Raw genomic sequence first — 22,785 nt, 5'->3', positions numbered from 1 at the left:
AAGATCAATTATGGCTGAACAATACCAACCGCCTTCGAAAGATGAGATCGCCGAATTGGAACTGTTCCGGGGTTTAACCCTGGAGCAGATCGTCCTGCCTGAAACAGAGCAGGAACTGGATGCCGCAGTGGTCGACCTGGAAAGCTGCCGTTTTATCGGCTTTGATACCGAATCCAGGCCTACTTTCCGTAAGGGGCAGGAATCCAGTGGCCCCCATGTGGTCCAGTTCAGCACCCTGAAAACCGGTTATATATTCCAACTGCACAATACTCAAAACCATGACGCGATCTGCCGCATTCTGAAATCGGCCGAGGTCGTTAAAGTTGGTTTCGGCCTGAAATCCGACCGTAGTCATCTGCTGCGTAAATTCGGCGTCACTGTGCATTCCCTGTTTGACCTGGATCGGGCCTATCGCAAATTGGGTTACCGCAAGCAGCTCGGTGTAAAATCTGCCATCGCAGTGCAGTTTAATCAGCGTTTCCAGAAATCAAAGAAGCAATCCACCTCTAACTGGGCGCTGAAACAGCTCTCTCCGGCGCAGCTGCTCTATGCCGCGAATGATGCGTACGCCGCCATCCGAATTTTGCAGGGTTTACAAGATGCGGGGCATGGCAAGGTTGTGGAGCAGTTAATAGACAAGTAGCTAGCTAGAACGTCACTGCGTGACTCGCTAGTGGCTAGAAAAAGCTTGAAGAGCCTTCTTTTTTGTTGCTGTGCCGAGGTCTACTGTTTCACTTCGTAAGCGTTGCTGCTTGTGGGAGGCGCGCCCCGCGGCGATTGAATTCGGTAGGTTGGTCTGAGCGCAGCGAAGCCCAACAATCTTCACTTTCTTACAAAGAAATAATCTCCCCGTGAGTATGCTCTCGATTAAGAATGTTTTTTCTAGCCACTAGCAGGAAGGCCTGCCTTCCGTTCTGGCTAGTCGCGGAGCGACGATCTAGCAGCTGCTTTAATTAAAAGGCCGTACCCCGAACAGCATTTCGTGCAGCCAGAAAGCGGTGGCCAGATACACCGCTATGCCAAGCACCAGCACAATCATATCGTTGGTTTTAGATTTTATTACGCTGGGTACTGCGCGCAGTGGGCGGTTACTCATAGAGAGGCGGTCAGCCACCGCCCACAACAGAAAAGATCCGAAGAGCAGCACATCTGCCACTGTGCCGTTAACCAGCAAATGGGCAACAGCCCAGAGTTTGACGGCGACAAGTTGTGGGTGTCTTGTGGTGTATTTTATTTTGCCGGGAAAATAGGGTGCAAAGAACAGAATAAAAACCGGTAACAGCAACAATGCTGCCAGGTGACGGGTCCATTGCGGGGTTACGTAGAGCAGCGTTGCTGTTGTTTTCAGCTCGGCATAGCCCTGAATAATCAGGTACAGACCAAGCACAGAGATAACACTGTAAAACAGCTTCCAGGCGATCTCACTGACGGCTGCCAGACGTTCGCGCAGAGGTAGCGCGACTATTGATATTGAGTGGATGCCTAAAAAAAGGAAGAGGCCGGAGAGGAGTAATAGCATGGGAGTAACGTTCCCTTGGGTTACTTAACATGTTGGGTAGTATAGACGAGGGCAGTAGATAGAACGTCGCTACGCGACTTGCTAGAACGCGGCTTTGCCGCTGCTAGTGGCTAGAACAAGCGTAAAGACTCAGATATGTGGGAGTCACGCCCTCGTGGCGATTGGTTTAGCGCTCTGCATATTCTCGCGACGAGGGCGTCGCTCCCACAAAGATTGGTAGGTTGGTCTGAACGGAGCGAAGCTTAACAACTTTTGAACTACAAATACGGCTTTGCTATTTAATCCCTTCAATCTGATATGCGCCTTCGATGTTGAGGCTGATGGTGATCGGTTCGGAGCTGGTGTTTTTCCAGTACCAGCCGTGGGAGCCATCGAAGGGCGCGGTTAAGGTGCCGCTGATTTCGTTGCTTGTGCTGATGGTGAAACTTTCAAAATAGCCGGTCTTGTCACCCTGCGGTTCGCCGTGGAAATCGAAATAGATCGGCGCAGACCTGCTGCCGCTTCCGCTGCTCCACTGATACTTCAGTTTCGCGTTTTTTTGCAAATGCAGTTTATATTCAAGTCCGCTCATTGGCGGTACCTCAATACTCACCGTATCACTTTGATAAGATACTTTTGCCGCTGTAACAGCTGACTTAATGGGTTCAACTGAGGCCAGTGAGGTGAGTCCCATCGCCTTACCCAGTCCGGTCGGATCGATGTTGTATTCAGCCGGTAATATGGCAACAGTCAAAACTACAGCGGCCAGGCTGATCGCGGATATGCAGGCTTTGATCAGGGTGGCTGCTGATGCTATCGGTGGAGTGAGTTGATTCATAGTGTGCCCTCAAAGTATCCGGTTAACTGGTAACCGATCAACAGCATACCTGCGCTCATTAGCAGGGTGTTTGTAGCAGTGGAAAAGTGCATAAAACTTTTATGCCTACGCCAGAAAGCGATCAGGGTTAAGATCGCGCCCAGCGCCATAAACTGGCCCAGCTCGACGCCCAGGTTAAATGCCAGCAGGTTTTCCAGCAAACCCTCTGCGGGTAGCTGAAAGTCCTGTAACTTGCTGGCCAGACCAAAGCCATGAAACAGACCGAAAACCAGTACTGCGATCTTAGTATTGGGCTGGAAGCCAAGTGTACGCTGAAAGCCTCCCAGATTATCGAAGCCTTTATAAACTACCGACAGGCCGATAACGGCATCGATCAGATAAGGATTGATCGCAACGTTGTGGAGCACGCCGAACAGCAGGGTCAGGCTATGCCCCAGAGTAAACAGACTGACGTAGAGCAGAATATCTTTGCTGCGATAGAGGAAGAAGATAACCCCGATCAGGAATAGCAGATGATCATAGCCAGTGAGCATATGCTTGGCGCCAATGTACAGATACGGCACAAGTGCGACACCCTGGTTACCCAGCAGGAATTGCTCAGTATTGGCGTCTACACCATGGCCGAATACCGCGCCGGAAAAACTGAAGATAAGAAGTGTCAGCAGGTAACAGGTACGCTTTGCTGTAAATATATAAATAACCAATGCACCTCTTAGACCTCTGACCAAATAGCAGGGTACCCGGGCAAAAAGAAAACATATATTGGCTGATAGGCGTGCAGGGATAGTACTTTAGGGTTGAAGTAGTCTTCGGTATTCGAAAGAAAGGTAGGTTGGTCTGAGCGTAGCGAAGCCCAACAGCTTATTTCAACAGGAACTAAGGTACTGCGCCAAAGCGACGCGGGAGTTTGCCGTGTGGTAGATCTCCTGATGCAGAGTAAAGCTGGCGCAAGCGATCTCTAAAGCAGTGATATTGTTGAGCAGCAGAATTATCTGATAATCGTCAGCAGCATCCAGTTCAAAGATCCCCGCAGTCTCTTCTTCAATTTCCAGTTCGGTATCTTCCAGATACTCTTCAATCGCCATTGAGTGAAGCTCTAACGGAATCTCTTCACTGTCTCTGAACTCCACCACAGCGTAAGTTTTAGGCACCGACAGGAAGTCACGCTTAGTGGCATAGACCAGAAGTAGTGATGCCTGGCCATTGGTGTTCTGACACACGTATGACCAGTCCGGGAATGGCTCGGTTTCTAATTCTGGCAGGGAGTAGAAAGGTGTCAGAGACATAAAATATCCAACCGCTAAAGTAGCTCGTTACTCGAAAAGTAGCAGTGCATTAGCCGAAAACAGGAATCAGGCCAGGGTTATGTAAGCGGCAAACAGTAGCCATGACAATATAAGCAGAATCCATGGCAGTTTACTGCCGGATCCGGTTTCCTGTGGCTCAGTTATTTCAGACTCATCAGCCGTTGTGGAATTATGTATCTGGTACTTTTTACGCTGTTTATCCAGCTCCCGCGACTTTGCTTTATGCTGCTTCTTGTATTGATCGATGCCTTTTTGAATTCCTTGCGCGATCAGCTTGGTCTGTTCCTTGGTCTGACCAGGTTTTTGCGTAGCTTTGGCAATTTTTGCCGCTTCGGTTTTGGTTGCTTCGGAGACTGCCCCGGAGCCGCTTTTGGGATTTCTGGCCATGATTAATTCCTGTCGACTGATAGGGCGAAGTATAACCTGAAATTCAGACCAATAAAGGCAGGCCTTTAAAAGCAGACCGCTAAACAAGTTTAGCTAGCTAGACCGCCGCTGCGCGGCTAGCTAGAACGGAAGGCAAGCCTTCCTGCTAGTGGCTAGAAAAATCAAAAGCAAAAAGCCTTCTTAATTATTGCTCCGCCAGACTCAACCTCTTCACTTTGTAAGAACGGTAGGTTGGTCTGAGCGCAGCGAAGCCCAACAATATGATGCCGAGGAATATTGGTGATAGAACGCGGCTTTGCCGCTTGCTCGTGGCTGGAAAAGTCAAAAGCAAAACGGCTTCTTGAAAATTGTCCCGTCCACAGACCGTTATTCCGCTAAACGGCCGGTTTGCCGTGGCAGGAAGGCGTGGCGTTGCCATAGGTCGTAATTTTTGCGGAATGCTGACAGGTCGTCCCATACGGTCTTGAAGAACGGATCCTCGGATTCTTCGCTGACCACCTGCTGCCAGGTTGTTTCGAATAGCGACAGCATTTCGGAATTCCAGTAGAGGTTGGTGACACCGCGCTCATGCTCATTCTTCTGCATCGCCTGATATTGTATCGCCTCACCCTGAGCTAAGGTATTGGTCATCGCAGCCTTGCACAGGGCTTCAAGGGTAGCCTGCTGGCTGAGATGCATGCCTTGCCACGTATTGTTATTGATCAGTAACTCGATCACGCTGGCCTGCTGGTGCCAGCCGGGAAAGTAGTTATATTTGGCGATCTTGTGAAAGCCCAGCATCTGATCGATGGCTGGCTGGGAGAATTCCGTGGCGTCGATCGCGCCGCGCTCAAGGGCCGGATAGATCTCGGAACTGGGAATCAGCGATACCGATGCGCCCAGCTTGCTGAAAACCTTGCCGCCGAGGCCGTAAAAACGCATGTTCAGGCCTTTGAGATCTTCGGGCTTGTTAATCTGCTGCTTAAACCAGCCACCACTCTCGGGTGCAAGAATCGCGCAAGGGATGACTTTCACTGCATAACCGGCCTGATCATACATCTGCTGGTACAGTTTCAGGCCGTTGCCGTAGTACAACCAGGCCATGAACTCACCACTCTCCGGGCCAAAGGGCACGGAAGAGAAGATATTTGCGGCAGGAATTTTACCCGCCCAGTAGCCGGAAATAGCGAAGCCTGCATTGACCTTACCGGTCGAGACAGCATCAAGAATTTCAAAAGGCGCAACCAGCTTCCCCGGCTCATAGGTTTTAATCTGCAGGGAGCCGTTACTAATGATGGGCGCCTGATCGGCGACCCACAATATAGAGCTTTTGACAGCCGGCAGTGCGGAGGTGAATGCCAGTGGTACCTTTAGTCGGGTCTTATTAATGCTGTCAGAAGCCTGCAGTGGCGCTAAAATGGATGCAGTCACCAAACTGAGAGTCAGCGCCTGCGAAATGTGACGTAACGGGCTTGCTCTGCTCATCTTTAACTCCATGTTTGTCCAACGGCTAAGATGGGTTACATGAAGTCAGTGTAGGGTAAAAATACGTCGCTCGTAGCTGGAAAAGCCAAAAATCAGTCGCTCGTTATTCGTTGCTCGTAGCTCGAAAAAGCGTAATAACCTTCTTAATGTATATAAGTATTTGCGGCTTGCTCCATCGCTTCGCAAGATCGGTAGGTTGGCCTGAGCGCAGCGAAGCCCAACAATCCTCACTTACTTACAAAGAAAGAATTCCTCTTCAACAGCATGCTCATCTTAGAAGGCTTTTCGAGCCACGACGGACGACTTCTAATCCTTTTTCTCAACCGTGATTTCCAGAGTCTTACTGCTACCCGCAAACCACTTCTGTACATACAGTGAGCCCATGATCGGCGCCTGCCCTTCTGCGGGTACTTCCTGATAACGCACGCTGTTTTTGGTTTCCTTTTCGTACTCAAACTTCACTGTAACTTTGGACATCAGATTCTCTCTGTAAAATTTAATACCGCGAATATACGAATATGAAAGCCGTTAAACAAGGACTGTTTGGCATCGCTGAGCTCCGACCAATCTACCTTTCTTACGAAGAGCCTGAGTTTGCTACACCACGACTATCAATAAAGAAGGCTTGTATGCTTTTTCGAGCTACTAGCAAGCCACGCAGTGGCGTCTGGCGAGCGCGAAGCGCGTTCTAGCGACTGCTTTCAAAATACCGTCCAGGTGTTTTACCCAGGGCTTTTTTGAACATAGAGATAAAGGCGCTCTGGCTGCTGTAGCCAAGATCCAGAGCGACATTGGCGATCGCATCACCCTGAGCAATCCGGGTGATGGCTGACAGCAGTCTGGCCTGTTGTCGCCACTGACCGAAGGTCATTCCGGTTTCCTGACGAAAATGCCGCGCCAGCGAACGGGCACTGGTACCTAGTTCAACAGCCCAGTCATCCATCGAACGCTGATCGGCAGGCTGTTCGGCTAAAGTGCCGGCAATCTTTTGCAACATTTTACTGGTAGGACGGGGCAGATACAGCGGTACTTCGGGAGTGGTTTGCAGCTGATCCAGAAAGACTTTCACCAGCCGGCCTTCTGCGCCAGCCTCATCATACAGCGTAGCAAAATCCCCAATTGCCAGAATCAGCTCCCGCAACAGGGGAGTGATATGAATAACCTGGCAATGGTCCGGCAGAGCGCTGGCTGCCTGCGGTGCGATATAGACATTACGCATCTGCACTGAGTGGATCGTGCGGGCGTCGTGTTCTGTGAAGGCGGGAATCCATACTGCCCGCTGGGGAGGCACAACCCAGTAACCGATATCCTTAGCCGATACCTGCATCAATCCTTCGTAAATGAATAGTAACTGGCCCCAGCCATGGCTGTGATAAGGCGCATACGCCCCGGGTTCGTGGCTAACCTGACGTACCACGACTGTCCTGGGCGTTTCTTCAATCCTGGGGCTGTTGATGCCATCAAAGCGGGTCCAGTGCTTGGGCACTTGTGGCAGTCTTGTCTGTTTCTCGATATAAGTTGGCATAACATAGGGTATACGACAAATCGCTTCAGATTTAAAGTAGGAACAACAGACAGGTAGCTAGAACGTGGCTACGCCACTTGCTAGTGGCTAGACGTCGCAGAGCGACTTGCTAGAAAAAGCAAAAAAGCAAAAAAGCAATCTTACAGAGTACGGAGTTTCTTTTAACAGGATTAGCTTCGTAAGAAGGTTTTTTCTAGCCACTAGCAAGCGCGAAGCGCGTTCTAGCTAGCGGCGAAGCCGCGATCCAGCCACTGATCTCAACCGATCTAGCTACTAAGATTCACCCGCACTAAAGCCGGTGAGAACAGAGGAGTTTTGAAGTGAATCTTTCCCGCCGGCCTGAGATGTTTCTGTTTTTATTAGCCGCTGCTATGCCAGTCTCCTTTGGTGTGTGGCAGGCGCTGCTGAATAACTTCGCCATAGAACGTGCTTCATTCGGCGGTGTTGAGATCGGTATCCTGCAATCTCTGCGTGAGATTCCCGGCTTTCTGGCTTTTGGCGCGGTACTGCTGCTGGTCTTGATGCGCGAGCAGACGCTGGCCTTAACATCCATGTTATTACTGGGGATCGGTACCGCAGTAACCGGGTTTTTTCCCTCGGAAATAGGGCTCTATTGTACGACAGTGCTGATGTCACTTGGCTTCCATTATTACGAAACCATCAACCAGTCATTGTCATTGCAGTGGTTTGATAAAGATGAAGCGGCGCACAAACTCGGACAGCTGGTGGCGATCCGTTCATTTTCCAGTTTAGTTGCCTTTGGCCTGATCTGGCTGGCGCTGGATGTTCTGAATATTGAGATGGAAATTGTGTACCTGCTGGGCGGTGGTATCACCATCGCCATCACCCTGTTTTGCTGGACCGTATTCCCGCGTATTCCTGAGAAAGTAGAACAGCATAAGAAACTGATTCTGCGTAAACGTTACTGGCTCTACTACGCACTGACCTTTATGGGCGGTGCCCGCCGCCAGATCTTCGTGGTCTTTGCCGGTTTTCTGATGGTGGAGAAGTTTGGTTTCTCAGCGGGGGAAATATCGATCATGTTTCTGGCTAATGGCGCCCTGAATATGATTCTGGCGCCTAAAATCGGCAAGCTGATCGGCCACTGGGGCGAGCGTAAGGCTCTGACCCTGGAGTATATCGGTTTGATAATTGTCTTCTCTGCCTATGCGTTTGTCAGCAACCCCTGGATCGCTGTGGGTTTGTATATAGCAGATCACCTGCTGTTTTCTATGGCGATCGCGCAGAAGACCTATCTGCAGAAGATCGCCGATCCGAAAGATATGGCCTCGACAGCGGGTGTGGCATTCTCTATTAACCATGTTGCAGCAGTGGTCCTGCCTGCAGCCTATGGCCTGTTGTGGATGATATCCCCGGCTGCAGTATTCCTCACCGGTGCTGCGATGGGTGGGGTCTCGCTCGTATTAGCTCGTTTAATTCCCTCTGTGCCAGAGCCGGGAAGGGAGGTTGTTTGGAAGACCGGTGCGGCCGCACCGCAGTAGCTAGAAAAAACGAAAGAGCCTTCTTAATTGATGATAATGGTGCGGCAAACTCCGGCTCTTCGTAGGATCTGTAGGTTGGTCGGAGCGCAACGATGCCCAACATCAAGCTAGAAAAAACTTAACAGCCTTCTTAACTGTTCCGGAGCGAGAGAATTGTGCCGATAATTAAGAAGGCTTTCGGACTTAGCTTGTAGTTAGTCCTGGGTGAGTTCTTTCCAGGCTTTATTGGCGTCTTGTTTGTAGGCTTTCCAATCGCCATTTAACCAGCGTTGGCGGCCTCGCTCGGCGTAGAACAAGTGTAGCTCCTCACCGAAAAACTCCCATACGGTACCGTCGGTTTTTACCAGCCCCTCACTAAGGCTTAGCGCATTGGCGCAATGACCGTTGTACTCCGGCTTATAGCGCAATGGATCAGCGGCAAACTTATCTGCCGATTCCTGACTGGCAAAGTGCCACTTAGCGCCACCCCATTCAACCGTGAAGCGCTCTTCGCCGATAACTTCAGCATGCTTTTCCCTGACCTCAGCCGAGTGATACGCCACCGTATCGTGACTCTCTATCGCCACACCGCCCCAGTAACTCTTACTCACCGGCTCCGCTGACATAGCGACGCAACTGAGCAATGTCAGTAGAATGGAAAATAGTAATTTGTTCATTAGTACTCCCTGTAATTAATGATCCGTGAACACGGTGTAACGCAAGTATAAACAAACAAAGTGGGAAAAGCCGCTGGTGGCTCGAACGCAGCAACGAGCAACTGCTGGTACGCTTTTTCTAGCCACTAGCAGCGCGAAGCGTGTTCTAGCTAGCGGCAAAGCCGCGGTCTAGCCACTTTTTAGTTAACAGCTACAGCCCCCTCAGCTTTCCGCCCACGCGCGCCAAAAACAATAGTGCCAACCGCAACCACCCCCAACAGCCAGCTGTAGTGAATGTTACCAATCACAACCAGCGGTGACAGACCGGCGATAGATCCCGCCAGCAGTACCTGAGCGCCGTAGGGCAGCAGGCCCTGGACTACGCAGGAAAATATATCCAGCAGGCAGGCGCTCCTCTTAGCATCGACGTTATTACGCTCAGCGATATCCTTCGCCAGACCGCCGCAGATGATGATGGATACGGTGTTGTTGGCGGTGCAGGCGTTGGTTAGCGCTACAGCGGCGCTGATGCCTATTTCGCCACTGCGGGTAGAGGCTGTTGACTCTTTGCCTCTGCTGGTCAGACGTTCGATAGCGCGGGCGAGGAATTCCAATCCGCCCTGGGCTTTCATCAGTGCGCCAAGGCCGCCGATGAACAGGGACAGGATCATAATCTCCTGCATGCCGGTATAGCCGCTGTAGATATCTTTGGACCATTGCGCAACGGTGTAATCAGGCAGGTTACCGAGGCCGATCACCCCGGCCATAACGATACCTGTGAACAGTACCAGCAGAACATTCACTCCGGCTAACGCCAGCGTCAGCACCGCCAGATAAGGTAGTACTTTAATCAGCTCATAGTCGGTTGCCTGTGAGATTACAGCATCAGAGCCCTGCAGATAGAGCCAGATTAGCGTAATCATTGCGGCAGGCATGGCGATTTTAAAATTCATGCGGAATTTATCGCGCATCTCACAGCCCTGGGAGCGGGTTGCGGCGATAGTGGTATCGGAGATTATCGACAGGTTATCGCCGAACATCGCACCACCAACAACAGCACCGATACACAGCGGCAGCGACAGATCACTGACTTCTGTAAGCCCCAGCGCAATCGGCGCCATAGCGGCAATAGTACCCATCGAGGTACCCATCGCTGTTGCGATAAAGGCGGTAATAACGAACAGGCCGGGCAGTACCAGCTCACTCGGAATAATGCTCAAGCCAAAGTTAACTGTGGCATCGACACCGCCGACCGCTTTAGCGACGCTTGCGAAAGCGCCTGCCAACAAGTAGATCAGGCACATGGTGATGATATTGCTGTCACCAACACCCTGAATAAAGGTTTCCAGCCGTTTGTTCAGTTCACCGCGACCGAGCAGCAGCGCCAGCACGATAGCCGGCAGAATCGCCACCGGGGCCGAGATCTGGTAGAAAGCGAAATCAACATTCTGTGATTGGTAATAGACGCCGCTGCCGATAAACAGGGCCAGGAATAGCAGTAAGGGCAATAAAGCGAGCGGATTGGCTCTCATCTTATGACTTCCAGATTAGCGAAACTCTTGCACAACGCATTAACCGTAGGGATGCCGGAAAAGGTTGGGTTAAATTAGAGTTCCTGCTCTGCCGATAAGCAGAAATAGCATTAAAATCCTGTCATTCTTTTGGAACACAGGGCTCTACAGAGGCGGGAAAACAGACCGGGTAGGGCCGTCCCACAATGAATGACGGCATTATACTCAGACGGGGCATCAGAGCTAATAATGATTTAATCTGAGATTGATTAGTTTTGTTATAAGAAATTAATATTAAATAACTATAAGGAATATCTAAGGTCGAGTTTGATGTTGGGCATCGCTGCGCTCAGACCAACCTACCGTTCTTACAAGGTGAAGAGGTGGAATCTGGCGCAGCAATAATTAAGAAGGCTTTTTGTTTTTGATTTTTCTAGCCACTAGCAGGAAGGCTTGCCTTCCGTTCTAGCGAGTCGCGTAGCGACGTTCTAGTCACTGCAGTAAATAGGCTCAGAGTAAAATTAATTTCTAGATGTTGGGCATCGCTACGCTCAGACCAACCTACCGTTCTTACAAGGTGAAGAGGTGGAGTCTGGCGCAGCAACAATTAAGAAGGCTTTTAGCTTTTGATTTTTCTAGCCACTAGCAGGAAGGCTTGCCTTCCGTTCTAGCAAGTCGCGCAGCGGCGATCTAGCCACTGCTTTAATTAACCGGGCCAGAGTAAAATTAATTTCTTGATGTTGGGCATCGCTGCACTCAGACCAACCTACGTTTCTTACAGAGTGAGGGTGAGACCTAGCGCAGCAACAATTAAGAAGGCTTTTAGCTTTTGATTTTTCTAGCCACTAGCAGGAAGGCTTGCCTTCCGTTCTAGCTAGCCGCGTAGCGGCGATCTAGCCACTGCTTTAATTAACCGGGTCAGAGTAAAATTAATTTCTTGATGTTGGTCATCGCTGCGCTCAGATCACCCTAGCGTTCTTACAAAGTGATGAGATGGAGTCTGGCGCAGCAATAATTAAGAAGGCTTTTTGTTTTTGATTTTTCTAGCCACTAGCAGGAAGGCTTGCCTTCCGTTCTAGCGAGTCGCGTAGCGACGTTCTAGTCACTGCAGTAAATAGGCTCAGAGTAAATTTAATTCTTGATGTTGGGCATCGCTGCGCTCAGATCACCCTAGCGTTCTTACAAAGTGATGAGATGGAGTCTGGCGCAGCATTAGTTAAGAAGGTTTTTAGCTTTTGATTTTTCTAGCCACTAGCAGCGGCGGAGCCGCGTTCTAGCGAGTCGCGAAGCGACGTTCTAGCCACTGCGTTTATCGCCGCCGCCTCTCCAACATCTTAAGAATATCCTTAAACACACTATTTTCTAAAACCTCCGGCAGATCCAGCTCAAGCGAGTTGCGGTAGTAGGTGCTCAGATCCAGGCCAAAGCCCAGTGCGTAGAGTTCCATATCGCCGCGGGCTTCGAGCATAGTCGCAACTTGGCGCAGGTGGTTGTCCATGAAGTCCGGCTCGTTATTCTGGGCGGTGGCGGATTCCATTGGCGAGCCGTCGGACAGTACGATCAGGATCTTGCGTTCTTCCGGGCGACCGCTCATGCGCTCGGCGGCCCAGAGCAGGGCTTCGCCATCGACCCCTTCCTTGAAGATATCCGGCTTCATCATCGCCGCGATATTCTGCCGGGCGCGTTTGAACGGGGTATCGGCATCTTTGTAGATGATGTGTTCGGTCTCAGCCAGACGGCCGGGATTTGGCTCTTTGTCGGGTGATGAGCGCCAACGCTTAAAGGTTTTGCCACCCTGAATGCTACGGGTGGTAAAGCCCAGGATCTCGGTACTGGCTCCGGCTTGTTCCAGTGCTTTGGTCATGATTTCGATGAGCATGGCGATGGAGCCGATATGCTCCTTCATTGACCCGGAGTTATCCAGCAGGAAGGTAACCAGGCAGTTGCTGTGCGGTTGATAGCGTTCTTTGCGGAACAGCTGACGATAGTCCGGCGAAGTCACCAGACGGCTGAGGCGGCGGGCATCGAGGTAGCCTTCCTCTTCGCCGAAATTCCAGCCATCCAGCTCCGGTGCGGAAAGAATCATTTGCAACTGGCGGGCGAGGCGGGGGACGTTCACGCCCTGACCTTTGATGCGTTCATCCAGCTGGTCGCGATATCGGGTGCGCAGGAAAGCGGCGACCAGTTTTTCTGCGGTGATAATACGGTCATTTTCCCGGGACCAGACTTTATAGCCTGCCAGTTGGGCCAGAAGTTCGCGGTATTCGGAGCGGGTGGTGCGGCCGGTACTGGTTGGCATTTCACCTTCGGATTCGCTTTCCGATTCCAGCAGCAGGCCGAAGTTGCTTTTGATTACTTCGTCGTCATCTTCGCTGTCTTTCTCGTTTTCATCGAGAAAGCCGACCAGCTCATCGACGACCTGAGCGACGCCTAAAGCATTTTCGGCAAATACTTTTTGGTCTCGGATATTACGACGCATGCCCACAAGAAAGCTGCCGACATGGGGCGCGAGCATCATTCGATGGGGTTCGATCAGGTCTTCGGTGACTTCGATAACCGGTTTGCCGGAAAGCCGGGTCCAGACCATCTGTGCGACGGTGTAGATCATCAGGCCGACATTGTTTTCGGTCATGTTGGCGGCGTGTAGCTGCATGCACCATGACTCGAAGCGGTGTTCGATATTGCGCTTGGCACCGGGGTGGGCGGGATCGACCAATGCCTCGACCCGCAGTTGCTCCAGCAGTTCGAAGATCATCTGCCCGACATCGCTCTCGGGCATCAGGCTGCGGTGCAGTTCGCTATCGCTATGCTTCAGACGCAGGGCGATGCCGTCGGCGGCGCCGCGGAAAGACTGGAAGTCGTCTTTTTCCAGATCGGTGCGCAGGTGTGGCGCACGGATGCCGGAAGGGCCACCATTCAGTTCCGGGCGATGGCCGCGAAACCTGAAGCCGCTGACGCCGGAGTAACCCCGGACGCTGGCACCGCAGAGCTCTTCAACTTGCTGCTGAAGCTTTTCCTGACGCGGCTGCTGCGGAACAGGTTTCGGATCGTAACCGGTATTAGTGTTGCTCACTGGACATCACTCCGGACGCCTTATGAGCCCAGGAATCAGTCAGTTCCTGGTCGAAGCAGCGCTGGAAGAATTCAGCGATCATCGGCCGTTCGGCTTCGTCACACTTATTCAGGAACGACAGGCGGAAAGCGATGGCAGGGTCACGGAATATCTCGATATTCTCGGCCCATGAAATCACGGTACGCGGCGACATCAGGGTAGAGATATCACCTGCGGCAAAGCTGTTACGGGTCATATCGGCCACGGCGATCATAGAGCGTGCCAGCTCTGTGCCTTCTGGGCTGTCCATGCTGTTAACACGGGCCTGAACGATCTTCACTTCATCTTCGGTCGGCAGGTAGTTCAGGGTGGTGACTATATTCCAGCGGTCCATCTGGGCCTGGTTAATCATCTGGGTGCCGTGGTACAGGCCGGTGCTGTTACCCAGACCGATAGTGTTGGAAGTCGCAAACAGGCGGAACTGTTTATGCGGATGGATCACTTCGTTCTGGTCCAGCAGGGTGAACTTACCGTCACGCTCAAGAATACGCTGGATAACAAACATCACGTCGGGACGACCTGCATCGAACTCATCAAAGATCAGCGCGGTCGGACGGCGCAGCGCCCAGGGTACGATACCTTCCTGAAACTCAGTTATCTGCTTGCCGTCTTTGAGTACGATGGTGTCTTTACCCACCAGGTCGAGACGGCTGATATGACCATCAAGATTGATCCGCACACAGGGCCAGTTAAGGCGTGCTGCGACCTGCTCGATATGGGTCGACTTACCGGTACCATGCAGACCCTGCACCATCACCCGGCGGTCGCGACTGAAACCAGCCAGAATCGCCAGCGTCACTTCCGGGTTGAACTGATAGGCGGTGTCGATCTCCGGTACATGATCATCCCGCTCACTGAAGGCTGGCACCTTAAGGTCGGTATCGATACCGAACACATCCCTTACGGAGACCATGGTATCTGGCTGATCAATCTTAATATCGGACATAGGAAGGCTGCACCTTGGGAATTTATAGTTGGTACCAGTTTAGGGAATATGCAGGGCCGGGGAATGGGCCAGTTGTGGGCTTTCTATAAAGCCAGATCGCGGCTTCGCCGCTTGCTAGTAGCTAGACCGCCGAACAAGTTCGGCTAGCTAGTGGCTAGAAAAAGCAAAAAGGCAGTGGCTAGAACGTCGCTTCGCGACTTGCTAGAACGGAAGGCAGGCCTTCCTGCTAGTGGCTAGAAAAAGCATACAATCGTTCTTAAGTTCGCCAGTCATTATTCTTGGCTTTTTTCTGCGTAAGAGAAATGGGAATAGAGTCTTTCTGCCAAAAAGATCGCTTGTGGGAGCGACGCTGGCATGCCCCATCGGGTACCTCGTCGCGATTGATCAGGCCATTATCGTGACGGGGCGTCACTCCCACATTTAGTCAGCTTGAAAGAAAATTGCTATAAGCATTAGCTTACACAGTGCAAGATTTGAGCAAAAGTATGGTGGTAATTAAGAATGTTTTTAAAGATTTTTCTAGCCACTAACAAGCGCGTAGCGCGTTCTAGCTAGCGGCGAAGCCGCGGTCTAGCAAGCTGAACTTGTTCAGCGGTCTCTGTCAGCCCGTTAAATATTCTTAACCACCAAACTTGCGCCGATAATTATTAACAGGAAAAAAGCCATCCGGCGAAGTGTGTTCGGGCTAACCCGTGGCGGATAATTCTTCCCGATCCAGGTGAACAGGGCCACCATCGGGATGCAGACTGCGGAGAAGATCAGCATGTCCAGGGTCAGACCGCCTTGGGCGCCGACCATGGTGGTACGGCCGACGGCGCTGAGCAGGAAGATGCTGAGCAGGCAGAGGCGGATGGTGATCAACTCGAATGGCTGGCGGTAGAACAGGTATACCAGCGGTGGTCCGGCCATGCTGAACAGCCCGGCCATCAGTCCGGCGACTGCACCGGAGCCGGCGAACATCAGGTTGGAGGAGGGTTTAGCCATCGGCTCAGGTTTGAGCATTATCATCAATCCGGCTGCGATAATGGTAATGCCCAGCAACAGTTGCAGCAGGCTGTTGAAATCGCTGCTCATATAATCGAGTAGCAGCAGTCCGCCCATGATCGCAGGAAACATTGCGCTACAAGTGATCAGCACCCGCTTGGTATCCACCGCATCGAAATTGCCTTTCAGGGCAACGGCACCGTTGATGAAAGTGACTGCGCTGACTACCACAGAAGTAAAGGCGATCGGCACCAGGTCGAATGTGGTGACGGCGCCCATGACGATCATGCCCAGGGCAAAGCCGGTAACGGTCTGTACGTAAGTGGCAAACGCAATAATGGCTATAAAGGGAATCAGCGGTAGCAGATCATTCATTTAGCGACCAGATCATCTGTTGGGATGTCTGCTGTGGTTGTAATGATCTCGGGCTTACACTCGATAAAGATACGGCTGTTACAAGCCTTACAGATATTTGCATCGAGGCGACTGTAGATCTGGGTAATAGCGATCCCTTTGGAGCTGAATATCTGTTCATCGCCGATCTCAGTCCGGAATTCGCCACGGCCCAGATAGTCATCGACCTGGGTCTTCAGATTGCTGAGGTACAGGGCATGGCCTTTATCCCGGCGGCGCTGGGCTTCATGCATCAGCATTTCAGCGCCGGCAATATCGATATGGTTCATGCCGTTGCCGACGATCAGCACATTAGGCTCGGTTATGCTTTCCAGATAATCCTTCACATAGTTCACAGCACCGAAAAACAGTGAGCCCTCGATACGGATGATACGCAGCTGTGGGCAGCGAGGTTGCTGATCGTTGTGGGCCGGGTTAAAGAACGGGGTCGGGCTGTTGGGATCGGGTAACACTTCGACAATAGTCGGCTGGGAGGTACGTTTAAGGTAGAACACCAGCGACAGGATAACGCCCAGATAGATGGCGAATTCCAGCGCCATCACCAGGGTTGCGCAGAAGGTTACAGCCAGTACCGCGAACTCGGATTTACCGGCTTTGAATATGCTCTGTATATGATGGAAATCGATCAGGTTCCAGGACACGATCAATAGCAGTCCGGCCATGCTCGGAATCGGCACATAGCTGGTCAGATCGGCAAATACCAGTACGATAATCGCCAGTGAGATCGCCGCAATAATCGCTGCAAGTGGTGTTTTTGCACCGGAAGAGTAATTCACGCCGGTACGGGTGAACGAGCCGGATGAGGCATAGGATGAGAACACGGAACCGACGATGTTCGACAGCGCCTGGCCATAGAATTCCTGATTACCATTGATGCTCTGACGAGACCGGGTCGCGACAGAGCGGGCGATAGATACGGCTTCGACGAGGCCTAGCAGACCGATAGCGATAGCGCCGGGTGCCAGATCATAGAGAGAGTCTGCGTCCATCTGTGGGAACAGGAAAGGTGGCAGGCTGCCGGGAATCTCGCCAACCAGTTGTATACCTTTATCGGCGGCACCCAACCACCAGGCGTAAGCACTGCTGATAACCATGGCGATCAGCATGTTAGGCCAGCGTGGCAGCAATTTTTTCACCAGCAGGCAGCAAACCACGGTGACTGCAGCAACAGATACTGCGTAGAAATTGGTATTGTGGGCGGCTTCAAATACGCCTTGCCAGGTCGAGACGAAAGCGCCGCTGCTTTCGATACTGATGCCCAGGATGTTCTTCACCTGGCTTGAGGCGATGACGATCGCCGCCCCGGTGGTGAAGCCGACCACTACAGAGTGCGAAACAAAGTTAACCAGAGTGCCGAAGCGGAAGAAGGCCAGCAGTAACTGGAACAGACCGGCCATCAGGGTCAGCGCCAGTACCAGATTGATAAATTCAGGTGATCCGGGCGTAGCCAGTGGGCTGACCGTGGTGAACACCACGATAGACAGTGCCGCCGTCGGGCCGGAAATTAAGTGCCATGATGAACCGAACAGGGCGGCAATTATGGCCGGTACTATCGCCGCGTAGAGTCCGTACTCCGGCGGCATGCCGGCGATCAGCGCGTAGGCGACACCTTGCGGCAAAACGATAACAGCGTTGGTCAGGCCGGCGAACAGATCATCCCGTGCTTTGGCGGGAGTAATCAGGCGCAACCAGACCAGGAACGGCAGAAAACGGGTCAGTGCTGTGCTTTTGTTACTGCTGTTGAGACCTGCTTTATTGAGCATTACACAACCTTTTATCGTTTTTATATTGTTATCGTAAACGCTTTTACGGCTTATGGAACAGGATCTTACGTATAGTTCCCCGGTAGCTGTAGAACCAGATCAGGGTAAATTTTAATGCCACTACTGTGCGTCGCCTTGTTTTATAAGTACTAACCCTTACTATAACTGTATAGCTAAAACATAACGAATAATGGACGGGGTGATCAGGATGTTGGATAAGCGCGAGTTTTATATTAACGGGCAGTGGGTTTCACCTGCACAGGCGAACGATTTTGATGTGATTAATCCCTCGACTGAAGAGCCCTGCGCTGTTATTTCTCTGGGGTCTGAAGCTGATGCCGACGCTGCCGTTGCCGCTGCGAACAGTGCATTTGATAGCTGGAGCCAGACCAGTAAAGAGCAGAGGTTAGCGTTACTGGATAAGCTCTACAGTATCTATAAAACCCGCTCGGCTGAGATGGCGACCGCGATTTCTATGGAGATGGGGGCGCCGCTGGCGCTGGCACAAACGGCCCAGTGGGGCGCTGGTGCCGGGCATATTAAAAACCTGATCCGGGCGCTGCAGAATTTCGAGTTTGAGCAACCGCTGGGGGATCATGCACCGGGTAACCATATTATGTATGAACCGATCGGTGTCTGCGGCCTGATCACGCCGTGGAACTGGCCGATGAACCAGGTGGCGCTGAAGGTTATCGCAGCGCTGGCTGCCGGTTGTACTATGGTGCTGAAGCCGTCTGAAATTTCGCCACTGTCGTCACTGCTGTTTGCCGAGATGATCGATGAGGCGGGCTTCCCAGCAGGGGTATTTAACCTGGTGAATGGCGATGGCCCGGGCGTAGGCACGCGGTTATCGGGGCACCCGGATGTGGATATGATCTCTTTTACCGGTTCGACAAGAGCCGGCGTGGCAATCTCTAAAAATGCCGCCGATACGGTGAAGCGTGTCAGCCTCGAGCTGGGTGGTAAAGGCGCTAACCTGGTGTTTGCCGATGCCGATGAAAAAGCGGTCACCCGTGGCGTGCGCCATTGCTTTAATAACACCGGACAGTCTTGTAACGCGCCGACCCGAATGCTGGTCGAACGTTCCGTTTATGATCAGGCGGTAGCGACTGCGGCAGATGTGGCAGCCAAAACGACGGTGGATATCGCTTCGAAGGAAGGGCGTCATATCGGACCGGTAGTATCTGAGTTGCAGTACAGTAAGATTCAGGATCTGATCGGCAGGGGTATCGATGAAGGTGCCCGACTGGTCGCTGGCGGGTTAGGCAAGCCGGAAGGGCTGGAGCGTGGTTACTTTGTACGCCCTACGGTGTTTGCTGACGTTAACAATGAGATGAGCATCGCACGGGAAGAGATCTTTGGTCCGGTATTGTCGATTATTCCGTTTGATACTGAAGCGGAAGCTATCCGTATTGCTAACGATACCCCTTACGGTCTGACCAACTATATCCAGACCCAGGATAGCGATAAGGCAAGCCGTGTTGCGCGTCGGTTGCGCTCCGGTATGGTGCAGATCAACGGTGAACCGATGGGCGCTGGCGCACCCTTTGGTGGCTATGGTCAATCCGGTAATGGCCGTGAAGGTGGCAGCTGGGGGCTGGAAGAGTTCCTGGAAGTGAAAGCGGTTACCGGTTGGTCTGACGCTTAACCCCTCATATCTGTTTATGTAATGGCCGCTTTATGCGGCCATTTTTGTATCTGTCGGCGCTGGTTAGTACCAGTGCACCCTTGTATTCATCGGCTGGCCCCATCGGTCGTTTCAGTCTGGTCATTGTGTGGCTTGCATCCAATCCATAGCATAAATGGAAGAGTCAGATTCTTATAGCTGTCATACCAGCTGCTAACTACTGACTCTCAAATTTACGGCATTTACGAATACATGGGTGAGCAGCTCAAGCGACTCCATGACGCTACGGTGATAATAAATATGACAAGCCAAGCCACTATTCAAACTGTTGACCCGACCCTGACCGGGTCAGATCTGCCGGTCTTCGAAGACCGCGACAATCAACAGACCAAATACACCACCTGTTATATGTGTGCCTGTCGCTGCGGCATCAAAGTGACAGTTGAGGATAACAAGGTTCGCTTTATTCAGGGTAACCCGAACCATCCGGTCAATAAGGGGGTGCTTTGTGCTAAGGGTAACTCCGGCATCATGAAGCAGTATTCGCCAGCCAAGCTGAGCTCTCCTTTACTGCGTAAGCCGGGTACTGAGCGTGGCGCCGGTGAGTTTGAAGAGATCTCCTGGGAACGGGCGCTGGATATGCTGGAAAAGCGTCTGGCTAAAATCCGTGCTACCGATCCTAAGCAGCTGGCTTACTTCACAGGCCGAGACCAGATGCAGGCACTGACCGGTATGTGGGCTAGCCAGTTTGGTACCATCAACTGGGCCGCGCACGGTGGTTTCTGCTCCGTCAATATGGCGGCTGGTGGTTTGTACACTATGGGCCATGCGTTCTGGGAATTCGGCGATCCGGACTGGGACAACACTAAGTACTTTATGATGTGGGGGGTGGCAGAAGATCACGCCTCGAACCCGATTAAGCTGGGTTTGAAAAAGCTCAAAGAGCGCGGCGCTAAGTTTGTTGCGGTCAACCCGGTACGCACCGGTTATCAGGCGATTGCCGATGAGTGGGTGGCGATCCGCCCGGGCACCGATGGCATCCTGGCGCTGTCCATGGTTCATGTACTGCTGAAGAATCAGCTGGTTGATGAAGAGTTCCTGATCCGTTATACCAACTCTGCGCAGCTGGTTGTGAACACCCCGGGTAAAGTGGGTGATGGTCTGTTCTACCGTGGCTCTTTAGCAGAAGGTAAGGGCGAACAACCTCAGGTTTGGGACCTGGTTAAAGAAGAATACGTCGATGCCAACCTGCCGGATGTTAATCCTGCGCTGTTTGGCGAATACACTGCTCCCGATGGCACGCCACTGCGTACTGCGATGAGCATCCTGCTAGAGAAATACCTGGATGAGCAGTACTCGCCTGAAGTAGCCGCTAAAGAGTGTGGCGTTGCCGCTGAAGATATCGAACGTATGGCGCTGGAAATGGCCCATGTTGCGTTCAAGGAAACCATCACTCTCGATATTGAGTGGACCGACTGGGCGGGTCGTAAGCAGGACAAGTTCATCGGCCGTCCGGTATCGATGCACGCGATGCGCGGTGTTTCTGCGCACTCCAACGGTTTCCAGACCTGCCGTGCAATTCACTTGCTGCAAGTGTTGCTGGGTACCATTGATTGCCCGGGGGGCCATCTGGCCAAGCCACCGTTCCCTAAGCATATCCCGCCTGGCATAAAGCCAGCAAAAGAGATGGCGCCGAATACACCGCTGAAATCGCCACCATTGGGTTTCCCTACCAGCCCTGAAGATCTGGTGATCGATGCTGAAGGTAATCCGCTACGTATCGACAAAGCCTACAGCTGGGATGCACCTATCTCATGTCACGGCCTGATGCACATGGTTATCAGCAATGCGGTGAAGGGTGATCCATACAAGATCGATACGCTGATGCTGTTCATGGCCAACATGGCCTGGAACTCCAGCATGAACACCGCCCAGACTCTGGATATGCTGTGCGCGAAAGAGGATGACGGCGAGTATAAGATCCCATTCATCGTCTGCTCTGATGCCTTTAACTCCGAGATGGTGGCTTACTCTGATCTGGTGCTGCCGGATACCACGTATCTGGAACGTTACGACACTATCTCCATGCTGGATCGTCCGATCTCTGAGCCGGATGCGGCCTGTGACGCGGTACGTATTCCGGTGATTGAGCCTGACCGCGATGTGATGTCCTGGCAGGAAGTGATGGTTGAGATGGCGGGTCGCCTTGGCTTCCCTGCATTCACCAGTCCGGAAGGCAAGCCGAAGTACAACGGCTATAAAGATTTCATCATCAACTTTGAGAAAGAGCCGGGTATCGGTTTCCTCGCGGGTTACCGCGGCAAAGACGGTGATAAATCCCTGCGTGGTGAGCCAAACCCTCGCCAGTGGGAAGCCTATGAAGAGAATGAAGGTTTCTTCGAACAGAAGCTGAAACCTAATCAGCGCTATATGCGGCACGCTAACCTGGATTACCTGACCCTGGCTAAAGAAGCCTCATGGGTTGGTTCGACTAATCAGATCGTGATCGAACTGTACTCTGAAAAACTGCAGACCTTCCGTCTGGCGGGGCAGGGCTTGTATGACGGTCCGATGCCGACCGAAGAGCACCATAAAGAGCGTCTGGTTAAGTACTTTGATCCGCTGCCAATCTACTACATGCCATTGGAGGAGCAGCGCATCGATCGTGAGGAGTATCCGTACCATGCGGTGAACCAGCGTCCGATGTTCATGTACCACAGCTGGGACAGCCAGAACGCCTGGTTGCGCCAGATCATGTCGCAGAACTATCTGTACATGAACCGCGTTGCTGCCGAGCGCGATGGTATCGAAGATCTGTCCTGGGTCTGGGTTGAATCCCATAACGGTAAGATTCGCTGTCAGGTCAAACTGATGGAAGGCACCAACGAACAGACCGTCTGGACCTGGAATGCGATCGGTAAGCGCAGCGGCGCCTGGGGCCTGAAGGATGATGCCAATGAAGCGACCGACGGCTTCCTGATGAACCACCTGATCTCTGAACTGTTGCCACAAAAGGGCGATAAGGAAGACCGTATTACTAACTCCGACCCTGTCACCGGACAGGCAGCCTGGTATGACCTGCGGGTGAAGATCACCCCGGCAGCATCAGGTGAAACGGGATCATGGCCGAGTTTTGCAGCACTGAAACCTCAGCCGAATGCAAAGCAGTCTCCGGATATGCTGAGCTACAGCTCCCATAAAAATGTCAATCTGGTCCGCCCGATGTCAGACGTTCTGACCCGCGGCGAGAAGTAACTGCAGACGGAGAATAA

18 protein-coding genes are annotated in these 22,785 nt (G+C 52.2%); 4 read left to right on the top strand and 14 right to left on the bottom strand.

Translation table 11 applies throughout. From position 1 onward, the window contains the following. Positions 1-10 precede the first annotated feature (10 nt). A complete protein-coding gene (locus ACQUQM_RS12990; RefSeq protein ID WP_432470314.1) occupies positions 11-643 on the top strand; it encodes a 3'-5' exonuclease in 633 nt (210 codons plus the stop codon). Positions 644-949: 306 nt separating this feature from the next. On the opposite strand, the gene ACQUQM_RS12985 is transcribed toward ACQUQM_RS12990, so the two are convergent. The 8 genes from ACQUQM_RS12985 to ACQUQM_RS12950 all read right to left on the bottom strand — a co-directional run bounded on the left by ACQUQM_RS12985 (position 950) and on the right by ACQUQM_RS12950 (position 6,980). Further along, on the bottom strand, positions 950-1,519 hold the full coding sequence (locus tag ACQUQM_RS12985; protein WP_432470313.1) for an NnrU family protein: 570 nt from the start codon (positions 1,517-1,519) through the stop codon (positions 950-952). 274 nt (positions 1,520-1,793) lie between these two features. After that, on the bottom strand, positions 1,794-2,336 hold the full coding sequence (locus ACQUQM_RS12980; RefSeq protein WP_432470312.1) for a hypothetical protein: 543 nt from the start codon (positions 2,334-2,336) through the stop codon (positions 1,794-1,796). After that, a complete protein-coding gene (locus tag ACQUQM_RS12975; protein ID WP_432470311.1) occupies positions 2,333-3,040 on the bottom strand; it encodes a HupE/UreJ family protein in 708 nt (235 codons plus the stop codon). Before ACQUQM_RS12975 ends, ACQUQM_RS12980 begins: the two co-directional genes overlap by 4 nt. A gap of 162 nt (positions 3,041-3,202) precedes the next feature. Further along, a complete protein-coding gene (locus ACQUQM_RS12970) occupies positions 3,203-3,622 on the bottom strand; it encodes a hypothetical protein (protein WP_432470310.1) in 420 nt (139 codons plus the stop codon). Positions 3,623-3,688: 66 nt separating this feature from the next. Beyond that, positions 3,689-4,030 (bottom strand): DUF2956 domain-containing protein, encoded by a 342-nt coding sequence (locus ACQUQM_RS12965; RefSeq protein WP_432470309.1) that lies wholly within the window; start codon positions 4,028-4,030, stop codon positions 3,689-3,691. Positions 4,031-4,396: 366 nt separating this feature from the next. Then, positions 4,397-5,494, bottom strand: coding sequence for a TRAP transporter substrate-binding protein (locus ACQUQM_RS12960; RefSeq protein WP_432470308.1), 1,098 nt, complete (start codon positions 5,492-5,494; stop codon positions 4,397-4,399). A 306-nt stretch (positions 5,495-5,800) separates the two neighbouring features. After that, positions 5,801-5,971, bottom strand: a complete 171-nt coding sequence (locus tag ACQUQM_RS12955; RefSeq protein WP_432470307.1) for a hypothetical protein — start codon at positions 5,969-5,971, stop codon at positions 5,801-5,803. A gap of 211 nt (positions 5,972-6,182) precedes the next feature. Beyond that, complete coding sequence (locus ACQUQM_RS12950; RefSeq protein ID WP_432470306.1) at positions 6,183-6,980, bottom strand: AraC family transcriptional regulator; 798 nt, start codon at positions 6,978-6,980, stop codon at positions 6,183-6,185. 359 nt (positions 6,981-7,339) lie between these two features. Between ACQUQM_RS12950 and ACQUQM_RS12945 the strand changes: the two genes are divergently transcribed. Then, positions 7,340-8,521 carry an MFS transporter gene (locus ACQUQM_RS12945; RefSeq protein WP_432470305.1) on the top strand — a complete coding sequence of 394 codons (1,182 nt, stop codon included), beginning with the start codon at positions 7,340-7,342 and terminating at the stop codon, positions 8,519-8,521. A 194-nt stretch (positions 8,522-8,715) separates the two neighbouring features. Here the strand turns inward: ACQUQM_RS12945 and ACQUQM_RS12940 are convergent, their stop codons facing one another. The 6 genes from ACQUQM_RS12940 to ACQUQM_RS12915 form a co-directional block, all read right to left on the bottom strand. Next, positions 8,716-9,177 (bottom strand): YHS domain-containing (seleno)protein, encoded by a 462-nt coding sequence (locus ACQUQM_RS12940; protein ID WP_432470303.1) that lies wholly within the window; start codon positions 9,175-9,177, stop codon positions 8,716-8,718. A gap of 179 nt (positions 9,178-9,356) precedes the next feature. Beyond that, a complete protein-coding gene (locus ACQUQM_RS12935) occupies positions 9,357-10,688 on the bottom strand; it encodes a Na+/H+ antiporter NhaC family protein (RefSeq protein WP_432470302.1) in 1,332 nt (443 codons plus the stop codon). Positions 10,689-11,976: 1,288 nt separating this feature from the next. Beyond that, a complete protein-coding gene (locus ACQUQM_RS12930; RefSeq protein ID WP_432470301.1) occupies positions 11,977-13,740 on the bottom strand; it encodes a cobaltochelatase CobT-related protein in 1,764 nt (587 codons plus the stop codon). Beyond that, on the bottom strand, positions 13,727-14,725 hold the full coding sequence (locus ACQUQM_RS12925; RefSeq protein WP_432470300.1) for an AAA family ATPase: 999 nt from the start codon (positions 14,723-14,725) through the stop codon (positions 13,727-13,729). The genes ACQUQM_RS12930 and ACQUQM_RS12925 overlap by 14 nt, the downstream gene beginning before the upstream one ends. A gap of 609 nt (positions 14,726-15,334) precedes the next feature. Next, on the bottom strand, positions 15,335-16,084 hold the full coding sequence (locus ACQUQM_RS12920; protein WP_432470298.1) for a TSUP family transporter: 750 nt from the start codon (positions 16,082-16,084) through the stop codon (positions 15,335-15,337). Next, a complete protein-coding gene (locus tag ACQUQM_RS12915) occupies positions 16,081-17,886 on the bottom strand; it encodes a SulP family inorganic anion transporter (RefSeq protein WP_432470296.1) in 1,806 nt (601 codons plus the stop codon). The genes ACQUQM_RS12920 and ACQUQM_RS12915 overlap by 4 nt, the downstream gene beginning before the upstream one ends. A 208-nt stretch (positions 17,887-18,094) precedes the next feature. Between ACQUQM_RS12915 and ACQUQM_RS12910 the strand changes: the two genes are divergently transcribed. Both ACQUQM_RS12910 and ACQUQM_RS12905 read left to right on the top strand, forming a co-directional pair. After that, the gene (locus ACQUQM_RS12910) at positions 18,095-19,534 is read left to right on the top strand and encodes an aldehyde dehydrogenase family protein (protein ID WP_432470295.1); all 1,440 of its coding nucleotides are present in this window, start codon (positions 18,095-18,097) and stop codon (positions 19,532-19,534) included. Between the two features lie 279 nt (positions 19,535-19,813). Then, positions 19,814-22,768, top strand: a complete 2,955-nt coding sequence (locus tag ACQUQM_RS12905; protein WP_432470294.1) for a molybdopterin oxidoreductase family protein — start codon at positions 19,814-19,816, stop codon at positions 22,766-22,768. Positions 22,769-22,785: the final 17 nt, after the last annotated feature.

It is taken from the genome of Amphritea sp. HPY (genome assembly GCF_050870985.1).
Taxonomy (GTDB): Bacteria; Pseudomonadota; Gammaproteobacteria; order Pseudomonadales; family Balneatricaceae; genus Amphritea.
This window is presented reverse-complemented; position numbering and strand designations above follow the sequence as displayed.